This is a genomic window from Kistimonas asteriae (assembly GCF_018263925.1).
Classification (GTDB): Bacteria; Pseudomonadota; Gammaproteobacteria; order Pseudomonadales; family Endozoicomonadaceae; genus Kistimonas; species Kistimonas asteriae.
In genome coordinates, this window is sequence record NZ_JAEVHF010000007.1 from 40366 (window position 1) to 66281 (window position 25916).

Consider the following 25916-nt stretch of genomic DNA (forward strand, 5'->3'; position numbering starts at 1 on the left):
ACCGGTCATCAAGCAGGAAGCCTGCCAGCCGATAGTCCCGCAGAGCCTCCCGCTGGTTAAAGAACACCGATATGACAGACTACGTCGTTGGCGATATCCAGGGTTGTTACTCGGACCTCCGCCACCTGCTGGACAAAGCCGGCTTTGACCCGGATCACGATACCCTCTGGGCCGCCGGAGACCTGGTCAACCGTGGCCCGGAGTCCCTGGAAACCCTGCGTTATCTCAAATCCCTGAAAAAACATTGCATTGCGGTACTGGGCAATCATGACCTTCACCTGCTGGCGGTGGCCCATGGCGTGCGGGGCGCCAAGCACTCCGATACCATTGATGACATACTCGCTGCGAAAGACCGGGATAAACTGCTTGACTGGCTCAGGCACCGCCCCCTGGTACACTACGACAAATCCCTCAAGACCCTGATGGTCCATGCTGGCATCCCGCCGATCTGGGATCTTGACCAGACCCGTGAGCGAGCCAGGGAGCTCGAAAAAGTCCTGCAGAGTAAAAAGTGCGGCGAGTATCTGGAAAACATGTACGGTAACAGCCCCAGCCACTGGTCAGACAAACTCAAAGGGTGGGACCGCCTGCGTATGATCGCCAACTATTTCACCCGCATGCGCTTCTGCCAGGCAGACGGCACCCTGGACCTGGAAACGAAATCCGGCCTCAGCTCCCCGGTGAACGGCTTCGCGCCCTGGTTCGAGCACCCATCCCACCTACCGGGCAAGCTGAATATCGTGTTTGGCCACTGGGCGGCACTGGAAGGTGAGACCGGCATGAAGCGTATTCATGCACTGGATACCGGCTGCGTCTGGGGTAATCGGCTGACATTGATGCGACTGACAGATTACCGGCGTTTCAGTGTCGACTGTGAGTGCCGATAATGAAATAAGCTGATCAGACGAGCACCCGTTGGCATTCCATGCACACAATGCTGTTAAACTGGTGTGGTTTGGATACAATCGACAACGACTTCTGGTCAGAATAACCATAATCACTAAACCGGCTACTCGGACATGGCAAAGAAGGGCGCTCCCAAAACTCCCAAAACCAGCACTTTTGTCTGGGAAGGTAAGGATAAGAACGGCCGCAAGATCAAGGGTGAGGTGAGCAGCACCACCGTTGCCCTTGCCAAGGCCGAGCTTCGCAAGCAGGGTGTTAATCCCACCAAAGTCCGGAAGCAGGCGGTCAACCTCGGCGGTGGCGGCGGTGGCAAGATCAAGCCGCTGGACATTGCCTTCTTCACCCGGCAGCTGGCCACCATGGTCAAGGCCGGTGTACCACTGCTTAACGCCTTTGATATCACGGCCGAAGGCATCGACAAGCCGGCAATGAAAAACCTGATCATGTCGATCAAGAATGATGTGGCCGGCGGCAGTAACATGGCTGACTCCCTGGGCAAACACCCCGAATACTTTGATGATCTCTATTGCAGCCTGATTGCCTCCGGTGAACAGTCCGGCGCGCTGGAAACCTTACTGGACCGGATTGCGACCTACAAAGAAAAGAGTGAAGCCCTCAAGTCCAAGATCAAGAAAGCCATGAACTACCCCATCGCGGTTGTCGCTGTGGCGTTCCTGGTCACCGGCATCCTGCTGATCAAGGTGGTTCCGCAGTTTGAAGAAGTCTTTGCCGGCTTCGGTGCTGAGCTGCCCGCCTTCACTCAGATGGTCATCAACTTGTCCGAAGCACTACAGGAATGGTGGTACATCGTCATTGGTGCGCTTGTGGCGTTTGGCTTTTCAGTGAAACAGATACTGAAAACCTCAGAAGCCGCCAGAGACAAACGGGACCGACTCGTCCTGCGGTTGCCGGTTGTCGGCGCCATCCTCGATAAATCCGCCGTTGCACGTTTCTCGCGAACCCTGGCAACCACCTTCTCAGCCGGTGTCCCCCTGGTAGAAGCACTGGACTCCGTGGCTGGCGCGGCAGGTAATGTCGTCTATCGCCAGGCGACAGAGACCATCAAAGAAGATGTTTCAACCGGTCAGCAGCTTCAGTTCGCCATGCGCAACGCGGGTATCTTCCCTAACATGGCCATCCAGATGGTCGCGATCGGTGAAGAGTCAGGCGCACTGGATGAGATGCTCTCCAAAGTCGCCAACTACTATGAAGAAGAAGTCGATAACATGGTCGACGGTCTGACCAGCTTGATGGAACCGTTAATTATGGCAGTACTGGGTGTACTCGTAGGCGGCCTGATCGTTGCGATGTACCTGCCGATATTCCAGCTGGGTTCCGTGGTCTAATCAGCTTATTGTATGGAAATAATAGAGTTGTTGACCCTAATAAGAAGTCATTGAGCACCTCGTAGCGTGATTTCATCTCTTTGGGAGATGTCCATAAATACTGCCTCAGATCAGGGTATCTATCAGTAGTTTTAATACCACCCCCTACACTCCTAAATAATTGGAAATATAATCTGCTCACCAATATCGCAGATACAGCATATATTGCCAATTAACATCAACCTTTAGCACTAATAATTAAGATACCCCTAACTACCAAGCTTATTTTACTGCACTCCTGTAACTATCCAGAAGGTCTTGAGTTTTTAGGGTTAATGCAACAGCCTGCTGATTTTTTTCCAACGAGGGATCGGCTGTAACAGCGGCAAAGTGACGCATCATGCTGACTTCTTGCGGCTCTTCAGAATCGGCTATCACAAACTCAAAATCTTTCGGTGTTACCATTCCGCAGCGCTTGATATAGCCATTGATATGATCTTTCTCATCGAATGCAAAACTGTTTTTCCAGTCCAACACAAAGTCTGACAGGCTGACCATGCCCTCATGACCGAGGATATCAAGGTCCATCACGCACACTCCAATGCTATAGCCAAAATCAAACGTTGATGACTTACCATCCTCAAAGACCACAACACCGGAACCACGAATCACAGCCCCGGTGTCATCATCACGCACAATACCACCTGCAATGGTTGCAATGGCTGTAGCAGGTTGCAGATATTCTGTAATCGCTCGCATTGAATACCAACCCATATCTCCGACTGCGCCAGTTGGCTCTTTTTCCGGATTAAAGCGAATGTTGCTTTTATCCATCAATGGAAAGAAGAACGAGCTGCGAACCGCCTGGGGTTCGCCAATCGACGCTACCATATCATCACGGATCTGCTGAGTACGGGGATTATGCGAGAAATGCGTGGCATCCATAAAGGCAACACCATGGCTGCCTGCTGCCGTGATTATTTTTTGCAGTGATTCGACGCTGGCAAACGGCTTCTCCACCAGGAGATGCTTTCTGTTTTCAGCTCCAAAGAGTGCAATCTCTTCCTTGCAGGCGGTTGGTGTCGCGATATAAACCGCATCGATAGCATCAGAGCTGAGCATGTCCTGCCAGGTATTATAAGTAGTGGTAATGCCGTGTTCCTTAGCAAAGACTGTCGCAGATGCTGAACGACGACTGGCCACTGCCACTAATTCAATGGCTTCAACCTGCTTAACGGCATCGGCAATAACACCAGCAATCAACCCCGAACCGACAATACCTAAACGTAATTTAGACATACATCAAATTCCTGTATTACGTCGCTTTATTGAATAAGAGCCACTCGATTAAGCTGCCCTTTTTCAAGTGCTACCTGTTGCATACTTTATTAGATCAGATCAAATGGATCTGATCTCTCAAAAAGAGGGCAAACTTACCACCGACTATGCACCTCTGTTTCATCTAATAGAGAGCACTCACCGGCAGAAATGCCAACATTTTCTGTTGGACCCCTGAAGCAAACCTGCAACAGGATAATTACGTCAAATTGCCATTGGTCATTTGGCCATTCCATCTTAGACTACGCCGCCTTGAACACCTGAATGGGGACGTAAGATGTTGCAGTTTCTTACTGCGCTGCCGCCAATGGTTGCATTACCTATCGCCATCGCCTGCGAAGTAGTTGCGACGTCCATGCTACCGAAAACACAACAGTTCAGTCAGCCTGTACCCACGCTTATCACCCTGGCGGGCTATGCGTTTGCATTCTTTCTGTTATCCGTCACCGTCAAGACAGTGCCTATCGGTATTGCCTATGCGATCTGGTGCGGCGCAGGCATTGTGCTTGTAGGTTTAATCAGCTGGCTGTGGCATGGTCAGCAGCTTGATCTGCCAGCGATTGTGGGTATTACCCTGATCATGGCGGGTACCATTGTGATTAACGTGTTTTCCGGATCAGTGTCACACTGACAGGCAAACCGCTATTCACTGGCAAAATACTGTTTGGATTACTATAAAAAAGCGGGTTCAGAATCATGCTCTGAACCCGTTTTTTTACGCTGTTTCGATAGCGTCAGAAGCGACTTATTTTGCCTGCGCAGGCAGAATAACTTCCACTTCGTCATGGGGACGCGGGATCACGTGCACAGACACCAGTTCTCCGACACGCTGTGCCGCTGCAGCGCCAGCATCCGTCGCTGCTTTAACCGCACCGACATCCCCCCGCACCATCACAGTTACCAGACCACCGCCAGCCCGCTCCTTACCAACCAGCGTGACGTTGGCCGCCTTAACCATGGCATCAGCCGCCTCAATCGCGCCGACCAGACCTTTGGTTTCAATCATACCCAGTGCGTTGCTTACCGCCATTTCTCCCTCCCAGGGAATAGTACGCTATGCAGGTTTAGCAGCCTTTCAGCTGGCTGATCACCTTGCGGGTTAATGCTTCAATATCAATATCAGTGACAGATGTCGTCGGCTGCGAACCGGATTCCAGTGACTCCGGCTCAATCAGGCCAAACGCGACATAACGCTTGTTAAACAGATGCAACGGCGTGACGTTGTCCGACGTGGATGAGCCACCAATACCGCCACAACCCAGCGTAAAAGCAGGTGGCAGGCCAGTAGTTGCCCCAACGCCGCCGTGGGTTGCCGGTGTATTCACCACCAGACGGGATACCGGTTTCTTGAGCGCAAATTCCTGAATCAGCAGGTGATCCTGCGTATGCAACGCCAACGTGTGCCCTGCTCCTTCATAATTGAGCAATTCCATGCACAGTTCACAGGCTTCATGGGCATCCTGTACCCGATAGAAGCCCAGCAGCGGGGAGAGTTTTTCCCAAGAGAACGGGAAATCCTTACCAACGTTGTCCCTTGCCTGCTCTGCTACCAGCACCTGCGTATACGGCGGGACTTCCACACCGGCCATCCGGGCAATCGCTGCTGCAGGTTTACCCACAATTTTTGAGTTCAAACCACCACGGGGATTTTTGATCAGCGCTTCCAGCTTGCTGATTTCTTCCTGATTCAGGAAATAACAACCCTGGGCGATCATCTCGGCACGCACGGTATCGGCTATCACATGCTCTGTGACCACATGCTGCTCTGAGGCGCAGATCGTTCCGTAATCGAAGGTTTTACCCGTAATCACATGTCGCACAGCTTTTTTGATGTCCGCTGTCCGCTCGACGAATGCGGGCACATTGCCGGGACCAACCCCCAGTGCCGGTGTACCGGAACTGTACGCCGCCCGAACCATCGCCGAGCCACCGGTTGCCAGGATAATGCCGGTATCCCGGTGTTTCATCAGCTCCGCCGTGCCTTCCTGAGTGGGGTAAGCCATAACGTTGACCAGATCTTCCGGCGCGCCCTCACGCTTCAGGGCTGAGCGCAGCAGTTCAACCGTACGGGTAATTGCATTCAGCGCGGCAGGATGGGGGCTGATCACCACCGCATTGCCCGCCTTCACGGAAATCATCGCCTTATAGATGGCCGTTGACGTCGGATTGGTTGACGGCACCAGACCTGCCACCACGACAAACGGCACAGCCACTTCCATCAACTGCTGTTCCTTGTCCTGGGCAATAATCCCGACGGTCTTCATGTCCTTGATGGAGTTCCAGAGAATCCGGCTGGCCAGCAGGTTCTTGGTCACCTTGTCCTTGACCCGGCCAAAGCCCGTCTCTTTCACCGCCATGTCCGCCAGTTCATGGGCATGCTGTTCCGCGATGTCCGCCATGGCCTTGACGAGGGTGTTGACCTGGGCCTGACTGTAACCGGCAAGAATCTTCTGTGCCGCCCGGGCTTTCGCCAGCAGGCAACGCACATCCTGCACTGAGAGCAGGTCTTTATCGAAGTCTTCCAACGGATGTCACCATTATTTTCCAAACCCTGTTTTTTTCAGCTTTTGCAGCAATAGTGCAAACAGCCACAGGGGAATTAATGCCTTACAACCCGAATATCAAAATCAAACCGGTTGAAAAACGCGTCCAGCTGGTTCAGCTCTGCATTGCTGTAACCACCGACATGCTCGGCCGGGTACGCCAGGTCCAGCATCTTGTACTTGGTTTTGCCCATCTGGTGATAAGGCAGAACATCGATACGCTGGATGCCACCTTTTTTCGCCAGCGCCGTGACGTAATCAATCGCGCCGGTAATCGCGTCATAGGAGTCGTTGTAGCCGCGGATCAGCGGCATACGGATAGCAATGTTGGCGTTCAGTTCAACCAGGCGTTCCAGGTTTCGCTTCACCGCTTCATTGCCGATCCCGAAAATCGCCTTATGCTTCTCGGTATCAATGTGCTTGATATCGAAAAGAAACAGATCGGTATGCGGCGCGAGTTTTTCGTAATTTTCCAGCGCCGTGGACCCATTGGTTTCGATGGCGGTATTGATCATGTTGCGCTTGCATTCCGCCAGCAGACGGGCCGCAAAATCTGCCTGCAGGGTGCACTCGCCACCACTCAGGGTGACGCCACCGCCAGATGCCATGTAGAAGTTGTAATCCTGAAGGATCACCGCCATCAGCTCCGGCACACTGACATCCTGCCCCATGATTTTCAGGGCGCCGCCCAGGCAGTTTTCCTCACAATGGTGACAGCCGATACAGTTAACGGAACGATCAATGCCCTTCGGGGTATGCACACCCACCGGGCAGACTTCCACGCAGCGACCGCAATGCACGCATTTATCGGCATTGAACATCACCTGGTAGGCATGGCTGATACTTTCCGGATTGGAACACCAGGGACAGCGCAGGTTACAGCCCTTGAAAAAGACCAGCGTTCGGATGCCGTCGCCGTCATAAATGGAGTATTTCTGGATATTGAAGATCCGACCCTTCAGCTCTTCAGCACCCGAGGTCGCAATCAATGAATTGCTATGCATGCTCGTCATTCAACCCTGTCTGTGGAAAACGCCGGCAACACGACAAGTGTTGCCGGCATCCAATCAGAAGCCTTCAATCACAGTACGGCTGATGATTTCGTCCTGAACTTCCTTGCACAGTTCAACAAAGTACGCGCTGTATCCGGCGACACGGACGATCAGGTCACGGTATTTTTCCGGTTCCTTCTGCGCCTTGAGCAATACTTCGTTATCCACATAACTGAACTGCATCTGACCGTTGCCCAGAATGGAAGCGGTACGCAGCAGGGTGATCAAGCCATTCTTGCCTTCCGGCGTATCCAGCAGGCCTTTCAGGAACTTGAAGTTATGCACCATGCCGATGTTCATGGATTCCACGTTCATCTGGCTGACGGATTTGATAACGGCGGTAGGCCCACACTTGTCCGCCCCCTGTGACGGGCTGATACCGTCAGACAGCGGCATCCAGGCCAGTCGGCCATTGGGGGTCGCAGAAGTCAGTTCACCGATAGGGGTGTTGTTTGAGATGGACAGGGTACCGTGGCTCATTGTGGAATAGAGCATCTGGTACTTGCGGCATTCTTTTTCGGTCCACTCGGTCACTTCCCGGGCAAACTCATCCGCATAAGGATCATCATTGCCGTACTTGGGCGCATTGATGCAGTCGCGATGCAGCTGTTCGTAACCGACAAAGTTCGCTTCCAGAGCATCACGCAGCTGTGCCAGGGTGTACTTTCTGTCTTCGAAGACCAGCTTCTTGATCGCCGCCATGGAGTCGGCATACGTGGCCAGACCGGAGAAAATCAGACCCGGGCCATGGTTAATCACGGCGCCGCCACCGGCGACATCCTTACCACTTTCCATGCAGCCTTCCACAAACAGGGACATCAGCGGCTTGGGTGCTACATCACGGTGTACCCGCTGGCTGATGACCGTACCGATCGCCGACAATTTCACAATATGGGCAATCTGGACTTTAACGGCCTGCTCGAAATCTTCGAAAGTTTTGAAGCTGTCCAGGCTGCCGGTATCAATCCCCTGCACGCTGTTGTACAGCGTCATACGACCACGGTTAAGTATGAATTCAAAGACAATGGGCCACTGGGTGTAACCGGTAGACGTCCACTGGTAGATACGGCCGGACTTTTGGGGTTCAACACAACCCATCATGCAGTAGTCGCGGGCATCTTCAAAATCGAAGCCCTTGCGCAGCATCATCTTGATATGGGAGTCATCAAAGTGGCAGGCCGGGAAGCCCATACCCGCTTTCACCACTTCAACGATCTTCTCCATGTATTCCTGCGGAGACTGATTGTGGATACGGCAGGCCAGTGACGGCTGGTAGACCTTGATGAAACGCACGGCGTCCATCATCAGATAGGTCAGGTCGTTACAGGCGTCGCCACCGGTGCGCTTCTGGCCACCGACGGTCAGGTTGATAAACGGCTGGTAACCGGCAAAGTACTTGGCGCCCAGCTCGCTGGACATCCACATCATCTCGGAACATTTGATGATGAACGCCTGCATCAGTTCCAGCGCCTGCTCACGGGAGAGGCGGCCAGATTCAATATCTGCGGCGTACATTGGGTAGCAGTACTGGTCCATACGGCCGAGAGACAGACCGGTCTGATTCTCTTCGACCTCAAACAGGGATTCCACGGTCCAGACCGCCTGCAGCGCTTCGTGGAAAGTCTGAGGCGGATTCGCTGGGACTCTGTCGTTCACTTCGGCAATAGCCATCAGCTCGGCGCGGCGCGCCGGGTCGGTTTCACGCCCTGCCAGCGTCCGTGCATGCTCCGCCAGACGATGGGCGTATGCCATGACACCTTCGCAGGTTTCAATCGCTGCCTTATAGAAGTAGATCTTGTCGATATCGTCCGGGTTTTCCATGCTCAGGCTGGTGAGGTGGGACTCCGCATCGGCCTTGATACCGTTCATCCCCTTGGTGAACAGCAAAACGTCAAAGCCCGGGCAGGTATCCCCACCACCGTTGATCTGGTGATAAGACAGATCACTGACATAGGTTTCACCGCTGAATTCCCAGATCCCCGCTTCACGGTAAAGCGCCTCACAGATCTCATCGACAGAGCGCCCTTTCCAGAAGGGGGCGATCTGCTCCCGGATCACCTGCTTGTCCGCTTCGGAAATTTCAAAGGGATCCTGGGGACGGGTGCTCATGGTATCGAGTTCTTCTTCCACCCAGCGCCAGGCAACATCGGGAGAGAATGCGCCGGCGCGGGGCTTGCCGCAGGGGTGACCGACAATCAGTTCATCGTTCTGGATCAGCAAAGGCGCAGTTTCGCAGGCAGCCCGAAAAGACTTGGCCCGCAGCATGATCGGTGGCAGACCGGGGTTATTCTTAGCGACTTCAGTAAACGCCAAGGCACGGTAAATAGACACGCTCGGACGAGCCTTCAGGTATTGATCCCGCAGACGCTGCATACGGGGCGTCAACCCTTCCATCAGCTTACCGGAAGCAGGACTCGGTTCCGGCTGTTTGCCACCAGCAGCCGGCAGATGCTGGACGATTTCCCGGATCAGCTGGCGAAGCGCTTCTTCGCTGATGCCTTCCAGGGAGGGGTTTGACTGGGACGAGGAACCAAAGCGCTGGTCGTCAAATATGCTGGTGTTTTGCATCGTGGTCATCGCAAACTCAAGCCTTAAGTGGAGAGCCTCAGGGCCTGTCGATCCGTCCTGGGGCTATAACAATGAATCTGATCGTCAGCCTTTATTCACCCAGAAGGTATTGGGCCACAATCCGCTCTACGTCATCGTGGGGGCGGGGAATCACCAATGCCGTCTGCATTTCACCGACATCTTTGGCGGCCGCTATCGCGGCATCGACGGCGGCCCTGACAGCACCCACATCCCCTTTCACCATGGCGGACACCAGACCTGAACCGACGTTTTCATAACCGATCAATTCCACGTTGGCAGCCTTGCACATGGCATCCGTGGCATAGACGCAGGTGACAAGGCCTTTGGTCTCAATCAGCCCCAGCGCATTACTCATTTACAGCTCCTGACGACAGGGAGTTAGGGTTTATGCAAAACCATGATCTTTTTGACGTAGTCGTGGGGACGCGGGATCACCGCCGAGGTGACATACCCTTCCGCCCGTTTCGCGGCTTCCACACCGGCATCCACGGCCGCCTGTACGGCGCCTACATCCCCCTGGACCATGGTGGTTACGAAGCCCGAGCCAATATTTTCGTAACCGATCATTTCAACATCAGCCGATTTGGACATGGCGTCGGTCGCTTCCAGGTTGGCCACCACTCCCCATGTTTCTATCATCCCTAATGCGTTGCTCATCGGGCTCTCCGATACAATAAAACCGCCGCATCATTCACGGATTACGTGATGACACGCGTTAACATCAGCCATGAACCCGCTTGAACGTCGTGCACGCACGGTTTGCCAGTCTGGGCAATTGAACGTCGAATAGAAGTGAACGCCACCAAACAAATTCAGAACGAGATAATACGCATTGAACGGTTTTAACCTTTGAGAAGAATCAATAAAGAAACGACAAATTTGATTATTTACGTCGTTATCAAACAAAATCCCTTGATATAGCACACAAGAAGCAGAAAACGCGCAACCACTGATAGAAAAGGCTTAATAGCAGTAGGCACAACAACCATTATTTTCTATTTTAATTACGCCTACTTTTTAACAAATCAACAAATAACAAACAATAAATCACAAGCCATGATTTAAATCAGTTTATCCCACCATGAAATCTGCAAGTATGCGTCCCGAATAACAATGGTTTAATCAACTGGCAACGGTGAATTAAATCAAAGGTAATACCGGATAAGGAACAATGCTCAGAACTGATACATATCAGTGATTCAATAATGACTATGTGTATTCACATTCAAAGAACTCAATCCAGTCCATTCATTCAATCGGGAGCCAGCCATTCTACACTCTCGAGAGGTTCCTGCGCGTTTAAATCCAGTTGAGTTGTTTGACCAGAGCATGACACCGGCTTGAACAGTAACCAAGATAGGAAACCCAATCGATGAGCGGGGCAGTCGCCACTGGCAATATGATGGCCTTTCAGGCCAAGACCAAACTGGATTTTGACTTTAGACGACGAGGCATCATTATCGCCCTGATGTCTGGCATGTTCTATGGCTGGTATACGGCCTTTATGACACTGGGCATGTCGACCGGCACCTGGGTGGACTGGTACGGCGTCAACACCGCCGGACTCTCTGCCTTTGCCATCACCTACCTGCTCGGCGCACTGGGCGCCGCCACAACCGACACCTTCAGTGCACTCTGGGCCCTGGGCATCGCGACAGCCAGAGGCCGCATTGGCGACTTTTTACGCTGTTACAAAACCCGACCGGGACTGATCATGGCCGCAGCGGCTATCATCGGCGGCCCGCTGGCCAGCACCGCCTATGTCATCGGCCTGCAGAAAGCCGGTTCCATCATCGTGCCGATCAGCGCCCTCTGCCCGGCCATTGGCGCCATCCTGGGTCGCTTCCTGTTCAAGCAGGAACTCAATGCCCGCATGATACTCGGCATCCTGATCTGCTTCATTGCCAGCTGCATGATTGCGAGCACCAGTCTTGGTGGCGAAGCACCGGAAGGGTTGATGGTCGGCCTGTTTTTCGGTTTTATCGCCGCACTCGGCTGGGGCATTGAAGGTTGTGTCTGTGGCTACGGCACCTCAATGATCGATTCCGAAATCGGCATCACCATCCGCCAGGTCACCTCAGGCATAACCAACCTCATCATTCTGGTGCCCCTGTTCGGCATGATGTCCAATCATGACGTTTCCACCTTCAGCATGGTACAGCAGTCGTTTTTCAACGGCGATTCCACCCTCTGGTTCATGATTGCCGGTCTCAGCGCCTACGTGACCTTCATGTTCTGGTACAAGGGCAACAGCATGTGTGGCGCGGCACTGGGCATGTCCTGCAACGGTACCTTCTCCTTCTGGGGCCCGTTCTGCTGCTGGCTGCTCCTCGGCGTTATCTTCGGACTGGATGGCTGGACGATTCCTCCCGTCGCCTGGGCCGCAGCCGTACTGATGGTCGTAGGTATTTTCGTGATCGCCATGAACCCGATGGATCTGCTGAAAAAGAAAGAGGATGGCCACTATGAAGCCGCTTAATTATGCACTGCTGAAGTATTTCACCACCGTCGATGAAGCCTGCGAGACAGACGTCATGACGGCACTGAAAGATGAATACAGCACCTTCAAGGCTTACAAAAAAGACGCCATCATCTCTGCGCTGATGACAGCAAAAACCAATGGGCTGTTGGAAGAAACCCATTTTGAACTGGATGACGACAACGAGTTGCATGTTTATTACCGCGCCAATGAATCCGGTGCGGCAACCATCAACCAGTACATAAAATAAGCGGTAACACACTTGCTCCAATCTGGCAGTTCTGAATGTCAAAAGAACTGTCAGATTGGAGCAACATGACAATAATCATAGAATCATTTTGTTGAATGAAGATTGAGACCATCTCAGTTTCTTGCCTCAACCTTTCAGCTTTTCTCAACGCTAAATTTGTCTACCGTCAGATAACACTGGCTATCTCACCGGGCTTACGCAACATTTTATCAATATCACCGATATGCGTTTCTTCTTCCGTGATTAAGCGACGGGCATACTCTTCGATCATCACAGATTTTTCCTTTTCTGCCAATGCCAGCAGTTCGTAGTAATGGGCAACGCCTTCTTTCTCAAACTGCAGGGATTCGGTCAGGATATCGTAGATATCATGCCTAGAGGTTTCCAACAATTCTCCAATACTGATCGAGGGATGTTGACCGAAGTGAGTGATCAATTCCCCGGCTTCATGGGCGTGCACCAGGGTTTCCTGGGCAGCGCTACGGAACCATCCAACGATCGGTATTCGGCTGTAGCCGAACACCATAAAGCTGTAATGGGTGTATCGCACAACGCCGGCCAGTTCATGTTCAAGAATATCGTTCAGTTTGGCTACGATCTCAGCATTATGAGTGGACATTTTACACTTCTCACTTTTCTGTTTTACTCATCAGGCCTTTGGAGTATAGCCATTGCCCAATACCCAACGGCTTAAGGATCAATAAAGATTCGCCAGAAATTCATTAATTAAAACGAAATAAAACGTTCTAGTGTCAGAATCGCTAACAAAATTGTTTTGAACTATTACTGTAATCACTGTCTAAATAGCTATCTTTCAATTATTTTATATAAAGGTTAAGGATGATCAGAGATACAGCATCAGAAGACATAAATAGAACCTATCGAGGTTATACTGGATTTCTCATGAGCTGGGGACAAAACCAGCATTTATCATGGTGCCCCAGATTACGAAGATCTGTCTCAGATGCTTTATGGGGATATAGCCCTTTAGCTGCCGCAATCCCTCTCAGGCCAAGAGAACATGATTGCACCTCCACGCCATCAAGCTCATGTTCAATACAGGAAAGAGAGATAGTCTCTAGAGAAGTGCCTACTATATCTCAACCAGACGCTTCATCTCAACCAGACGCTTCGCACGTTTTTATAAAGGCCTTTGAGCAGCAAAATAGTGTAGAAATGCTAAATCTGCTCAAAGCTGGTTATGAGCTGGAAAAAGAACCCATAGATATCGATAGCTTGTTAATGTTTGCTTACGACAAGAATGATATCGAACTCCTTACTCTCATATTAGAATCACTGAGACGTCAGGCAGAAAAAAAATACAACCTTGAACACACCCCTATAGGAGAAATAAGAACATACAGAATATTGGCCGGCCAACTTTTCTCTGTGCTTTCAAAAGATGTAGATAATTACAGTAGTAGCGACATACTAGAAATACTAAAATTACTGGCAAAGAATGCGCCGGTGACAAGACTTAAAGTATGGCGAGAAATCATTCCAGATTATGAAAATGCTGATAGTGACGAAAAAAGAAGTAAAGTCGTACTCTTTTTATGCTCGAGCCCACTCCAGAGCGTTATCGATCCCGATTATCGCAAAACCTACGAACTCCCAGAACTTCAAAACATTGATTCGGACCAATGGTATCTAAGAGAATGGAAATCTAGTCCTAATGCTATTGAAGACGCACATAATTTTTCCGAGTGGGAAGATAGTTTCAGCTACACATATCGTGCCCGAGAAAGAGCAAAAGAGAGCTCCTGGTCCCACTCATCATCAGCTGGGTACTTTCCTCTATCAGAAGTCTGCGAACGTAGAAATCATCAGCTTATAAAAATATTCATTAATCTCGGCGCTGATGTTCACGATTACCCTCCCATCCCCGGCAAGTATAGTCATGACATTGTGCCCCCAATCACAACCGTTTTTGGCGGAAGGCAAAGCGACCGGATAAATATGTTACATTTTCGCGATAGCAGGATTCCTCCTGAATTACCCGAATTACTCATAAACATATATGAAACCCTCGTTAGTGCTGGTGCTAATGTCAATGATCCGCACACAGCCAAACCTACGCCTCTGGCATATGCTTCTACTATCCCCGAGGCAGCAGTAGAGTTTTTAATCAAAGAAGGCGCCAGTGTGAATGCTACAGGTGTTGGCCATCTTAGCCCATTAAGTCACGCGGTTAGTAATGCAGCATCTAATCAGGTTCGTTATAAACCCTTTGAAACAGTAAAACTATTAGTTCATGGTGGAGCAGATATCAGAGTACGCACCCCTGGTGACTCAACACTTTTGTTGCTGTCAGCATCGCAAGGGCACGCTGCTCTTTGTTCATATTTTTTAGCTTTAGGCTTAAGTCCTGACACTCTCTGCCGTCAAACATCAACAATGGAAAGTACACCTTTATCAAGCGCAGTCAAGAAAGGGAATCAGAAAGTAATCTCTTTATTAAAGGCATCCAGTGAACGTGTTATTTCCCTAGAAAACGCATGTCGCCTTACTATCAGGGATAATATCCGTAAACAGGATTTCAATAAGAATGTTAAAAGCCTAACGGCTCCTGCTAAACTAAAAGAAATCATATTGTGCGAAGACGCAGATCGCTTGCTCGTCAACAGTGGCGGACAGTAACCATTGAAGGGCGATCATCTAAACGAACAGAAATATCAAACAATGCCAAGATCAGAGAGTGATCTATAAATAAAAAAGAATACAGTAAATAAACCACCCCAATAACGACATCAATTTATGAGTGAGCGCGGTGCGATTCTGCACGGATAATTTACAGAAAACATTATGCATATGGGTTCGCACAGTCGTGAAGCTGATGTTCAACTCATAAGATATCGTTTCCCCCCATTAATACATTGGTTGCAACTTCAGATTCTCGAACCGTTGACGCACAATGCTCTATTATTCGATTTGGATTAATAGCCTCCGGCGTTTGCGATCAACCGGCCTTTGACATTAACTTATGTGCCAGCGCTGTACGATTTTGCACCGACAACTTCGAAAATATATTTTTTAAATGGGTTCGCACCGTGGTAAAACCAATATCAAGCTCGTAAGAAATTGTCTTGTCGCCTTTCCCCATTAACACCTTGGTCGCTATTTCAGCTTCGCGGGCAGTCAGTGCATAACTCTCTCGTAATCGCTCTGGATTGATACTCTGTATAGTTTGAGCCGCAGATGTCTCTACCTGATTACGTCCAATATGCTTTAACCCCTGTGTAATATATGGCCTGAGCGTCTGCAAAATCTCCAGGTCATTCTGGGTAAAGTTACTCCTGCCGGCATGTCGCCAGATTCTCAGGTCTCCAATGTTGAGGTCATTATCCAGGGCATACATATTCACACCGTAATGAAGACCATCTTTACTCAGAAAATCATTATAAAACTCCGTTTTGACCAAGTCTGACTGGCTGATCACTTCATTAACACTGCTGGCTTTGCCCAATGCCTGTAACTTGAAAGTGATGGGATCATTGAACTGGTAGTATTCTTCATATCCCTTGAGGTTATTGTTATCCATATTGATGGACACACGCTCAGTAAAACTCTGCTGTTGTTCATTCCATACGAATGACGCGTAAAAATCCGCATCCAGAAGATCCAGCAATTTATAACCAAGATGCAGGCGCAACGCATTACCTGAATCTGACTGATTCAACAAATCAATAATGTCGTACAGGTTCCTGAGCTTTTTCCCTGACAAATGCATCGCGGTCTCCCTCGCAACCAACACGTAAAATACCCTATAAAAACAAGGAAAACAAAGGCGTCATTAAAAATTAACAGGCGGTTTAAAGGCTAAGAATAGCCAAAAAGAAAAACAGCCATATAAACAACCCGACATGCACACTATCAGTGCACTGCCTTTCGTTTAACCAACGAAGTCCTCATCAAAATTGAGGATACAGGCCATCAAAATTTTGCTGATAACGTTATAGCATGCTGCAGTATGCGGTTTGCCCAAAAACGATCACTCATCATAACAAGGCAAGGGATACGCTATGACGTTCTTTGTTACCCGCAAAAGCGGGCTGCCCCGCTCTGAAACGGACCTCCACCAGAAAAGCTTTATCGATATCCTCTACGATCATCGTAAATTCCTTGATGACCATAACGGTTTCCTTGGCCCGGAATCGCTGTCCCGGCTATGCGGCGATAAAAAAGTCGCCATTATCGGTGCAGGCCCTGCCGGTCTGGCCTCTGCCTGGTTCCTGATGAAAATGGGATTAAAACCCGATATTTTCGAAGCCGAGGAAGCGCGCGTCGGCGGCCGGATCTGGACGCATCACTGCACAGACGCGCCACACGCCCTGTTTGAAATGGGCGCCATGCGGGTTCCCCCTTCTGAGCAGGTTTTCAATTATTTCGCCGATCTGTACACGATGCCTTCGGAGCCATTCCCTGACCCCGGGGTCGTCGATACGCGGCTTCAGTACCAAGGCAAAACCTATGACTGGGATGAAGGTGGCGATGTTCCTAAAATCTTCCAGGGCGTCAAGGAAGACTGGGAAGCCCTCGTCACCGAAAAAATGGAACCCATCGCCAACTTCCTCAAGGATGGCGACTTCGACCAGGCACAAGCACAATGGCAGGAGTTACTAACCGGAAAAGACACCGGTTGGAGTAACCTCAGTTTCTACGGCGCACTGAAACAACAGTTTCCCCACTGGACGGCCAGTGAATTTGATCTTTTCGGTACCCTGGGTATTGGTTCTGGCGGTTTCGGCCCGCTGTATGCGGTTAACTTTGCAGAGATCGCCCGGCTGGTCATTAACGGTCTGGAGGATTCTCAGGAGTTCTATCCCGAAGGCATGGATAAACTGGTCGACGGCCTTTATTCCACCCAGACCACGATTCATGACAGTACGCCACACTCCCTGGAAACCTGGAGCCAAATCCGTTTCAACCAGCCGGTGAAATCCGTTACCAGCAAGGCGGATGGCGGGGTTGAAGTGAAATCCATTGATCCCTGTGGGCATACCTGCACTGACCATTACGATGCCGTCATCGTTGCCACCACAACCCGCTCCATGGAAATCGACCTGCGGCTGACCAATCCGGTCGAAACCTCCCCTCTCAACAACAACGAGATCACCGCCGTTCAGAATCTTCATCTGATGAACTCCTCCAAACTGTTTCTGCGAACCCGCACCAAGTTCTGGAAAAGTGAGGAATGGAAAGCCCGCAACCTGCCAGAAAACATTCAAACGGATGGTCTCTGCCGGGGCGTTTATTGCCTGGATTATCCCGATACTGACAGCGGCGTCGTTTTGCTCAGTTACACCTGGGGCGATGACTCCACCAAGCTGATAGCCCTGGATATAGGCACACGGGAAAAGATTCTGCTGAATTCGCTGGAATCTGCCTGCCCTGAATTTGTCGAGAAGTTGAGAGAAGAAATCTGCGACAGCAAGAATGTTGACTGGCAGCTGGAGCCCAATTATTTCGGCGCCTTTAAACTCAACCAACCCGGGCAGGATGTGGAAAACCAGCATCTGTATAGCCAGTTCCTGTCCGTCAAACACCCGGAAACAGACAAAGGCGTGTATCTGGCCGGCGACAGTATCTCCTGGTCCGGTGGCTGGATTGAAGGTGCATTGCAGACGGCAATGAATGCTTCTGCTGCTGTCGTCGCCAGCTTGGCCGGGGAAAAAGCGCTTTATCCACACAACCCGCTCGAACAGACATCAGATCTTTTTGATTACGGTACCTGAAGCCACTGTTCACAACGCATCACCGGTACAGCCCAGCACGGGGCTGAGCCGGTTATCGTTATGCGTCTCAATGATTTCAAGGACGCATGCGGAATGCCGTTCTGATGATGATTTTGCCAGCATCAATGTCTGATGCCAGATCACCAGAACAGATAAACCAGGGATAGCTAAACGACAAAGGAACCTGTCAATGAATACCCAAGAATCCGTGGCAGAGGCATTAAAAGCCTGCCTGGGAAGCAAGGAACACTACCCTCTCATTCTCTCCGACTGTGAAGACTGCAATGGCAACGGGCTGCTGTACGAACAGGCCAGGCAAGTGTTTAACCGGAAATTCCAGTTTCGCCCCAGCGCCATCGTGTTTGTCGAGAACAGCTGTCAGGTCAGCGACATCGTCCAGTTTGCCAATCAACACAACATCAATATTCGGGTACGTTCCGGTGGCCATGATCACGAAGGGGAGTGTTCCGCAACCGATGTCATCCTGATTGATTTCAGCAAGATGAACCGCGTCACTCCAACCGATGCACCCCAGGGATGTGACGAGACGGCAGACTATGTCGCAATCCAGCCCGGCGCCCGCTTTGTCCATGTCAAAGCGGAACTGGACCAGCTGGGGCAGGGCATTCCCCACGGCACCTGCCAAACCGTTGGTATTGCCGGCTATACCCTGGGTGGCGGCTGGGGACCGTGGACGCGCAAGTATGGCATGGGCTGTGAATACCTGGTGGCAGCCACGATCGTGTTGGGGGATGGCCAGATCCTGCAGGTGGATGCAACGTCTCGCGAATCACGTCTGCTCTGGGCATTAAGAGGCGGTGGTGGTTTTAGTTATGGCATTGTCACAGAACTGGTTTTCAAGGCCTTCAAATTACCGCTGGTCGCTTTCGACTTTCACCTCCCGGTTAACCAGTATTTCCCCAATCTTACTGCTGTTGAGGTGCTGGAAGCCTGGGAAAAACTCATAACCCCCGGCGAGCACCCCAACCTGATTGGCACAAACCTGAAAATCAACACCAAAGCGCTCGCGGAAGGCGAAACGCCTGATCCCGATGCCAAACTGGACTGCATCATGAATGGGTATGTAGCGGCTGAGTGGGTCGATCTGATGAAACTGATCATCATCATTTTGAACCACTTCGATCCCAAGGGCGCAAAGTCCCGCAACCCGGCGGATATTGAGAAAAGTATCAATAAAAAAGGGCTGAAGATTTTTGCCTACCATGCAGACAAAACCCTCAAACGCCACAAGCTGGCTCGATCCAGCGACTGGTCATTCGCATCCTGGGACCGACACCAGGGCAGCGCACAGAATCCGGAACTGCACCTGGACGGGGACTGTCCGGCACCCCATAAAATCACCTCTCGCCTTGTTGATGCCTGTGGCTGGGATAAAGACAGCCGCAAGGCCCTGATCTGCTCACTGCAATCCCCACTGCTGCCGCGCTATGACGGCCCGGAAAAAAACTGTGAGGATAAATTCCGCATTCACACGTACATCACCCTGGGAGCGATCTCCGGTGAATATTACAACCACCACATCCCGAATGATGAACTGGGCTGCGCCTTCCCCTACAACGACCGCCCGTTCACCCTTCAGTATCAGGCTTGGTGGGATCAGCCGGAACGGAACGAAACTACAGGAAAATGCGAATCTGGCTGTTCGGCAGAACATCAGGTAATCCAGAACCGTTTTCACAGCAACCGCGCAGAAGACTGGATAGCAACCTGCCGAAATTACCCGATTCCCCATACCAGTGGCGCATTCATCAGTTTCAAGGATGCTTCTATACCGACAGCCACCTACTTCGGAAACCACTACCAGGATCTGATTCAAGCGAAGCTGGATTACAGCAGGGATAAAAACTGCCTGTTCAGATCCCGAAAAACGATTCTCTAGATGATAACGCAAGGGGATGCCTGAAAGCCGTATTTCAGGCTGTCTGCAACTGACGGCCCAGTGCAGTTCATGGGCTGGCTATTCGATGGAACCAGTATAAAAAAACCTGATGGGGACTTTGTCATGAAACGCTTACTTTCCGCCTGTCTACTGATGGCAGGCACCTTTTTTTATTGGAGCGGCGCGGTTGCTGAAAGCAATGACAACCGAACGGCGGATGCCATTCAGTCCGCGATGTATTACAACGCGGACATTCGTGATGCCGAAGAATGTTCCATGGAAGTCAGAAACGGGCAGATGGTTGCTCTTTCCAAAGACGGGAAGCTGATTTCCAACCCGGCCATGACCTGCCCGGACATGTTTTCCTGGAAACTCTTTGTTGATGTCGTCAAGGACCGTTTCTGGTCCAACTGGGCGGACGAATCACAAAACTGGCCCGCCAAACCCTACCCGCTGTGTGAAAAGGGAGAAAGCGGAGACTGTTGCACACCCGGCAGCAATAACGACAAAGACGGCCACTGCCCTTACTATCCCGGTGATGCCCACAAAGACCGTCTAACAGCATTAACCAATGCCGTCGGTAGCGAGGCGGAAAAGTTAGCTGAAGAGATCTTACGGGTAGGTCGCATTCCCTTTGTCGACCATATGAATACCCGTCAACCCCTCAAGAAAGATGGCTGGAAACTATTCAAAAGCAGTGGCGACAGCCAGAACACCACCCCTTCCTGTGACGCCGTAGTGGTTAACGGCACCAGTACCAACGTCGTCCCCCAGATTCTCCAGAATTTCAATCCGCCGGGATCAGAAAGCATTGGCCGGGTCATTCGTCAGACCAATGCGGAAGTGACGGTCAGGAACAAAACCTTCCATGAATACCTGTATTACAACGATCTCTACAATGCCAACGGCGTGGCTGATATCTACAAGCGCAATGCCGACAACCTGGCTCAGGACTGTGAGATTGATGGTAACCAGCAGGTTTGCAGCAACGCCCCTTACCATCAGCCCAACCACTCGTATTCAGCCAAAAACAAAACACCCAGCCTGGCCACAGTGGATCTGCCCTTTGACGCCATCATGATCAAGAGCAACTGGCTGCATAAAGATCTGGCCAACGCGTTGAACCTCAAAGGCAGCGACAAAGACTATGTCAGCAAGCACCTGGCAACCCAGATTTCGCTGGATGCCCTCAGCATTCCCTATGACAAGAAGGCAAATCCTGGCGGACAGTGCAATTTAAAAGGCTCTCATTACCTGGTTGCCTTCCATGTTTCGTCGAAGGATGTCCCCAACTGGGTCTGGACCACCTTCGAACACAAGGATCTGCCAGGGCGATGTGACTACACCGGCTGTAATGATGCCTTCGGCTACCAAAGTCAGGATGATCTGCCGACTGGAGTGGCCAAAAACTATGTGGCACCCAATGAGCGCAGCGACCACCTCAACAGCCCCTCCATGGTCTTTGGTATTGACCAGGGTTATCCGGAAGAACAACGCACAACAGCACTCACAAACGTGTTCAACGGTATGAACATTGGCACCGGAGACAGCACCAGCCCCTCTGAACCGGATCCCGAGGACAAGGCCTGGTTGAACTACCGCCTGAAAGGCTCGCAAGTAGAGTTTGTCACCTCTACGGGGCGCCCCACCTTTTTGGGTAATTCCGTGACCGAAGGCGGCTTCATGGACGGCTCCAGTTGTATTACCTGTCATGCCCGGGCCGGTGTTTATGTCAGTGAAAACGATGAGATCGACTTTGCCCGGCTCAGCGTCTTCATGCGCAGCATCACGGACTACGGCTATGCCCGCAGCGCCAACGGCATACCCAATCCATCCTGGTACAACGTCAGTGAAAATCCGCCCAGGCTGGAGGTATTGCAGACCGATTTCATCTGGGGTTTCCTGAACGCACAACCACTGGATGACTAAGAGAGAGCAGTGTTAACGCTTTGTTGAAGAACCGCGATCGGGCGACATCTCTGGCGCAGTAACCAGAATAGAGATGCCGCCCCATCTCATCCCCACGCCTGACCTCAGCCTTTATTGATCTGACACAACACCTCACAACAACATCAAACACCTTCCAACATTGATAAACATCAATAACCAAAACCACAAACAATGTTTCAATTCGCTGCCCTATAGGCTGCTTTTCTGCAACCCCGGTAAACGCTGTTTACCCTCCCGCAGACAGGGTTTCCGTTCTTCGCGGAACTCAGACTACCAGTGAGACAACCACTTGAACGTTGAGATGAAAGGCATTTGCAAGGCTTTCGGCCATGTGAATGTCCTGACCGATATTGCATTGTCGATTGCCGATGGCGAGGTGCATGCCCTGATGGGCGAGAACGGCGCCGGCAAATCCACTCTGATCAAGATCCTTGCGGGTGTCTACACGCGTGATAGCGGCACAGTCACCATTGACGGCGTGCCAGTGGATGCCTGCAGTATTGCCGCCTGCCAGCAACTGGGCATCGCCTATGTGCACCAGGAACTGAACGTCATCAACGACATGTCCATTGCGGACAACCTGTTCCTCGGCCGCGAACTGCGCAACCGGTTCGGTTTCATCGACCGTCCGCGCATGCACCAGACCTGTATTGAACTGCTCAACGAGCTACATCTCGAACACCTGTCGCCTGACACGCTTATGCGACAGCTCAGTGTCGGCTATCAGCAGATGATTGAAATTGCCAAAGCGCTGCTGATCAACGCCCGCCTGATCATCCTGGATGAGCCCACCGCGGCACTGACCGACAAGGAAATCCACACACTGTTCACTATTGTGCGAACGCTCAAGGCACAGGGTGTCAGTTTCCTGTATGTCTCGCACCGGATGAACGAGATTTTTGAGCTGTCTGACCGCATTACCGTCCTGCGGGATGGCCGTTATATCGGCACTTGCCATACAGCCGACGTGAATGAAGATGATCTGGTTCGGATGATGACCGGACGGAGCATCGACAATCTCTACACCGCCAGTGAGGCCATCCCCGGTGATACCGTTCTGGAACTCCGAAACCTGGGTTCCACAGGCCAGTACGAAGATATCAACTTTACCCTGCGCGCCGGCGAAGTTCTTGGTTTTGCCGGCTTGATGGGCGCCGGACGTTCAGAAGTCATGCACGGCATTTTCGGCAGCTACCCTGCCGAAACCGGTGAAATCCATATTCACGGTCAACCGGTGACCATCAAAACGCCCCGGGATGCCAGCAAACGCGGCATCGCCTTTGTCACCGAAAACCGTAAGGAAGAAGGTCTGATACTGGACTTCAACCTCACTGAGAATACGACGCTGCCGTCGCTGAACAGCTTTCGAAAAAATGGGCTGGTCAATGACGCCGCACTGGTCGCTACCACCGATCAGCACATTGCCCGGTTGCATATCAAGACCAGCAGCCGCGACCAGACACTGAAAAACCTCAGCGGTGGTAACCAGCAGAAAGTGGTACTGGCCAAATGGCTGGAAACCCGGCCCGACATCCTGATTCTGGATGAACCGACCCGCGGCGTTGATATCGGCGCCAAGAAAGAAATTTACGACATCATCAACACACTTAAACAACAGGGTGTTGCCATTATTGTCGTCTCCAGTGAACTCTCGGAAGTGATGGGACTCTCGGACCGACTGGCCATTATGCATCAACGCCGGCTGGTCAAGATCGCCGATACCGACACCCTGACCCAGGACCAGGTTTTGAAATACGCTTTTACAGGTGCCCAGTAATGTCTACCCTTTCAGCCAGCGCCGTCAGCCCCCGCAGGAAGCCCAGCCTGTCGGAGATTTATGAGAAGTATGGCCTGTTCGTTATCCTGATCGGGCTGTGTGTGCTCTTCACCTGCCTGAACCCCAACTTTTTCTCGCTGTATAACCTGCAGAATATTTTCAAGCAGTCGTCAATTAATGGCCTCATCGCCTTTGGCATGACGTTTGTCATTTTACTGGGCTGTATTGATCTGTCCGTTGGTTCCGTACTGGCACTCGTCGGTTACCTGACCGGTGTCATGCTGGTGAACTTCCAGCTACCAATCGCCATCGCACTGCCTGTGGCGCTGGCGCTGGGTATTATTCTGGGTCTGATCAATGGCCTGCTGGTTGCACGGGTCAAGCTGCAACCCTTCATCGCCACATTGATTACCATGACCGTTTACCGCGGGCTGACCCTGATCATTTCTGATGGCATGCCGGTGCGTAATATCGGTGATATGTCGTCCATGATCGCCTGGATCAACCGGGGCAGCATCGGCATCCTGCCTGTTTCCATGATCGTGTTTCTGGTGGTACTGGTCATCCTGATGGTACTGCTGACCAAGACTGTTTTCGGTCGCCAGCTCTACGCCACCGGCGGTAACGAGGAAGCCGCCCGGCTGTCCACGGTACCGACCGACAAGATCAAGATTCTGGGTTACATGCTGTGCGGTCTGCTCTCCGCCATGGCCGCCATCCTTTACATCGCCCGTTACAACTCGATCTATCCCAACGCCGGCGTTGGTATGGAACTCGATGCCATTGCCGCCGTCGTTATCGGTGGCACCAGCATGACCGGCGGCCGCGGACGCATCACCGGCACCTTTATCGGTGTACTGATTATCGGTGTCCTGAATAACGGCCTGAACCTGCTGGGTATCTCCTCGTTTTACCAGGAGGTGATCAAAGGGCTGGTCATCCTGTTTGCTGTCGTCATCGACATCAAGAAGAAGTAACGTCTTACATACACTGTCATTAGGAAGCGTCGTCGTACCATGAAGAAACTACTGGCCGTATCCTGCCTTACCCTTGCCGCAACCGGTCTTCTGGCAGGCTGCTCTGATCAAAACAGTGCGGACACCACCGCGACTGATCAGAAGACCATCGCCCTGATGATCTCCAACCGTTCCAACGAGTTCTTCGGTGTGCTGGAGCGTTCTGCGGTTGAGCAGGCGAAAACCCTGGGTTACAACATTGAAGTTTACGACGGCGGCAACGACGCCACCCGTCAGCCCAGCCAGGTGGAAGACGCCATTACCAAGGGTGTCAGCGCCATCATCATCAACCCGCTGAACCAGGATGCTACCCGCAGTGTGCTGAATGACGCCATTGATCGCGACATTCCGATCGTGTCTGTTGACACCACTGTCGCCAATGTGGACATGCTGGCCCGTGTTGCCACCGACAACGTCGATGGCGGCAAGTTCGCGGCCGAATGGCTGGTGAAAAAATCCGGCATCAATCCGGAGGAACTGACCGGCATCATCCACATGCAGGGGCTGGACGGACACACTGCTCACATCACCCGTGCCCGGGGTTTCACCGAATACCTGCAGTCAGAAGCTGCGGGCACCGCCTGGAACACACTGACCGCTGATCCCCAGAAGTACATTCGCCTGACCGGCGACTTTGCCCAGGACGTGTCCCAGTCCGTACTGGAAGCCAAGCTGAGCGCCCTGGACCCGGCCGGCAAATACGTGATCTATAACGAAAATGACGTCATGGCGATTGGCTCTATCGGCGCCATCAAGAACGACAGCCGCTTCAACCTGAAGAACTTCACCATCGTCGGTTTTGACGGCTCTTCCGAAGGCAAGCGTCTGGTGGATGAAGGCGAGATGCAGGTCACCATCGTCCAGGATTTCCAGTATATCGGTGAGCATGCCGTCAATGTGCTGGATGATTTCCTGAGAAACAACACCATACCTGCCAATGCCGATATTCCGGTTGAGGTCATCATGTACCCAAGCGTACAGACCCCCCGCGGCTAATCAGCGGATGCCATGCCCTGTCCGCACAGCGCCAAATTTGTGCGGACACCTTACATTCAC

Annotated in this window: 22 protein-coding genes; 12 read left to right on the forward strand and 10 right to left on the reverse strand. The window is 51.7% G+C overall.

Going from position 1 to position 25916, the window contains the following annotated elements:
* Positions 1-71 precede the first annotated feature (71 nt).
* Both KHS78_RS09600 and KHS78_RS09605 read left to right on the forward strand, forming a co-directional pair.
* Positions 72-887: a symmetrical bis(5'-nucleosyl)-tetraphosphatase gene (locus KHS78_RS09600; RefSeq protein ID WP_211827736.1), complete on the forward strand. Its 816-nt coding sequence runs from the start codon at positions 72-74 to the stop codon at positions 885-887.
* Positions 888-1019: 132 nt separating this feature from the next.
* Positions 1020-2252, forward strand: a complete 1233-nt coding sequence (locus tag KHS78_RS09605; RefSeq protein WP_211827737.1) for a type II secretion system F family protein — start codon at positions 1020-1022, stop codon at positions 2250-2252.
* Positions 2253-2513: 261 nt separating this feature from the next.
* Here KHS78_RS09605 and KHS78_RS09610 read toward each other — a convergent pair whose 3' ends face one another.
* The gene (locus KHS78_RS09610) at positions 2514-3530 is read right to left on the reverse strand and encodes a Gfo/Idh/MocA family protein (protein WP_211827740.1); all 1017 of its coding nucleotides are present in this window, start codon (positions 3528-3530) and stop codon (positions 2514-2516) included.
* 316 nt (positions 3531-3846) lie between these two features.
* On the opposite strand from KHS78_RS09610, the gene KHS78_RS09615 reads away from it, so the two are divergent.
* Positions 3847-4200: a DMT family transporter gene (locus KHS78_RS09615; protein ID WP_281417033.1), complete on the forward strand. Its 354-nt coding sequence runs from the start codon at positions 3847-3849 to the stop codon at positions 4198-4200.
* Between the two features lie 114 nt (positions 4201-4314).
* Here the strand turns inward: KHS78_RS09615 and eutM are convergent, their stop codons facing one another.
* From eutM to KHS78_RS09645, 6 genes are all read right to left on the reverse strand, one after another.
* Positions 4315-4599 (reverse strand): ethanolamine utilization microcompartment protein EutM, encoded by a 285-nt coding sequence (eutM, locus tag KHS78_RS09620; RefSeq protein WP_211827741.1) that lies wholly within the window; start codon positions 4597-4599, stop codon positions 4315-4317.
* Between the two features lie 34 nt (positions 4600-4633).
* Complete coding sequence (locus KHS78_RS09625; RefSeq protein ID WP_211827743.1) at positions 4634-6094, reverse strand: acetaldehyde dehydrogenase (acetylating); 1461 nt, start codon at positions 6092-6094, stop codon at positions 4634-4636.
* Positions 6095-6168: 74 nt separating this feature from the next.
* Positions 6169-7116 (reverse strand): choline TMA-lyase-activating enzyme, encoded by a 948-nt coding sequence (gene cutD / locus KHS78_RS09630; RefSeq protein WP_211827745.1) that lies wholly within the window; start codon positions 7114-7116, stop codon positions 6169-6171.
* 63 nt (positions 7117-7179) lie between these two features.
* Complete coding sequence (gene cutC / locus KHS78_RS09635; RefSeq protein ID WP_211827747.1) at positions 7180-9741, reverse strand: choline trimethylamine-lyase; 2562 nt, start codon at positions 9739-9741, stop codon at positions 7180-7182.
* Positions 9742-9823: 82 nt separating this feature from the next.
* Positions 9824-10108 carry a BMC domain-containing protein gene (locus KHS78_RS09640; protein ID WP_211827749.1) on the reverse strand — a complete coding sequence of 95 codons (285 nt, stop codon included), beginning with the start codon at positions 10106-10108 and terminating at the stop codon, positions 9824-9826.
* A gap of 23 nt (positions 10109-10131) precedes the next feature.
* Positions 10132-10410, reverse strand: coding sequence for a BMC domain-containing protein (locus KHS78_RS09645; protein ID WP_211827750.1), 279 nt, complete (start codon positions 10408-10410; stop codon positions 10132-10134).
* 715 nt (positions 10411-11125) lie between these two features.
* On the opposite strand from KHS78_RS09645, the gene KHS78_RS09650 reads away from it, so the two are divergent.
* Both KHS78_RS09650 and KHS78_RS09655 read left to right on the forward strand, forming a co-directional pair.
* The gene (locus KHS78_RS09650; RefSeq protein WP_211827752.1) at positions 11126-12232 is read left to right on the forward strand and encodes a hypothetical protein; all 1107 of its coding nucleotides are present in this window, start codon (positions 11126-11128) and stop codon (positions 12230-12232) included.
* Complete coding sequence (locus KHS78_RS09655; RefSeq protein ID WP_211827754.1) at positions 12219-12482, forward strand: hypothetical protein; 264 nt, start codon at positions 12219-12221, stop codon at positions 12480-12482. The genes KHS78_RS09650 and KHS78_RS09655 overlap by 14 nt, the downstream gene beginning before the upstream one ends.
* A 166-nt stretch (positions 12483-12648) precedes the next feature.
* Here the strand turns inward: KHS78_RS09655 and KHS78_RS09660 are convergent, their stop codons facing one another.
* Positions 12649-13101: a ferritin-like domain-containing protein gene (locus KHS78_RS09660; RefSeq protein ID WP_211827756.1), complete on the reverse strand. Its 453-nt coding sequence runs from the start codon at positions 13099-13101 to the stop codon at positions 12649-12651.
* 284 nt (positions 13102-13385) lie between these two features.
* Between KHS78_RS09660 and KHS78_RS09665 the strand changes: the two genes are divergently transcribed.
* Positions 13386-15122: an ankyrin repeat domain-containing protein gene (locus tag KHS78_RS09665; protein WP_211827758.1), complete on the forward strand. Its 1737-nt coding sequence runs from the start codon at positions 13386-13388 to the stop codon at positions 15120-15122.
* 63 nt (positions 15123-15185) lie between these two features.
* Here the strand turns inward: KHS78_RS09665 and KHS78_RS22655 are convergent, their stop codons facing one another.
* Together KHS78_RS22655 and KHS78_RS09675 are read right to left on the reverse strand one after the other, a co-directional pair.
* The gene (locus tag KHS78_RS22655) at positions 15186-15338 is read right to left on the reverse strand and encodes a LuxR C-terminal-related transcriptional regulator (RefSeq protein ID WP_425513967.1); all 153 of its coding nucleotides are present in this window, start codon (positions 15336-15338) and stop codon (positions 15186-15188) included.
* 103 nt (positions 15339-15441) lie between these two features.
* Complete coding sequence (locus KHS78_RS09675; protein WP_211827763.1) at positions 15442-16161, reverse strand: helix-turn-helix transcriptional regulator; 720 nt, start codon at positions 16159-16161, stop codon at positions 15442-15444.
* 343 nt (positions 16162-16504) lie between these two features.
* Between KHS78_RS09675 and KHS78_RS09680 the strand changes: the two genes are divergently transcribed.
* The 6 genes from KHS78_RS09680 to KHS78_RS09705 all read left to right on the forward strand — a co-directional run bounded on the left by KHS78_RS09680 (position 16505) and on the right by KHS78_RS09705 (position 25856).
* Positions 16505-18217 (forward strand): flavin monoamine oxidase family protein, encoded by a 1713-nt coding sequence (locus tag KHS78_RS09680; RefSeq protein ID WP_211827765.1) that lies wholly within the window; start codon positions 16505-16507, stop codon positions 18215-18217.
* 190 nt (positions 18218-18407) lie between these two features.
* A complete protein-coding gene (locus KHS78_RS09685) occupies positions 18408-20117 on the forward strand; it encodes an FAD-binding oxidoreductase (RefSeq protein ID WP_211827766.1) in 1710 nt (569 codons plus the stop codon).
* 123 nt (positions 20118-20240) lie between these two features.
* Positions 20241-22046, forward strand: coding sequence for a hypothetical protein (locus KHS78_RS09690; RefSeq protein ID WP_211827768.1), 1806 nt, complete (start codon positions 20241-20243; stop codon positions 22044-22046).
* Between the two features lie 322 nt (positions 22047-22368).
* Positions 22369-23844 (forward strand): sugar ABC transporter ATP-binding protein, encoded by a 1476-nt coding sequence (locus KHS78_RS09695; protein WP_211827770.1) that lies wholly within the window; start codon positions 22369-22371, stop codon positions 23842-23844.
* On the forward strand, positions 23844-24821 hold the full coding sequence (locus KHS78_RS09700; protein WP_211827772.1) for an ABC transporter permease: 978 nt from the start codon (positions 23844-23846) through the stop codon (positions 24819-24821). Before KHS78_RS09695 ends, KHS78_RS09700 begins: the two co-directional genes overlap by 1 nt.
* 39 nt (positions 24822-24860) lie before the next feature.
* Positions 24861-25856: a sugar ABC transporter substrate-binding protein gene (locus KHS78_RS09705; RefSeq protein ID WP_211827775.1), complete on the forward strand. Its 996-nt coding sequence runs from the start codon at positions 24861-24863 to the stop codon at positions 25854-25856.
* Positions 25857-25916 lie beyond the last annotated feature (60 nt).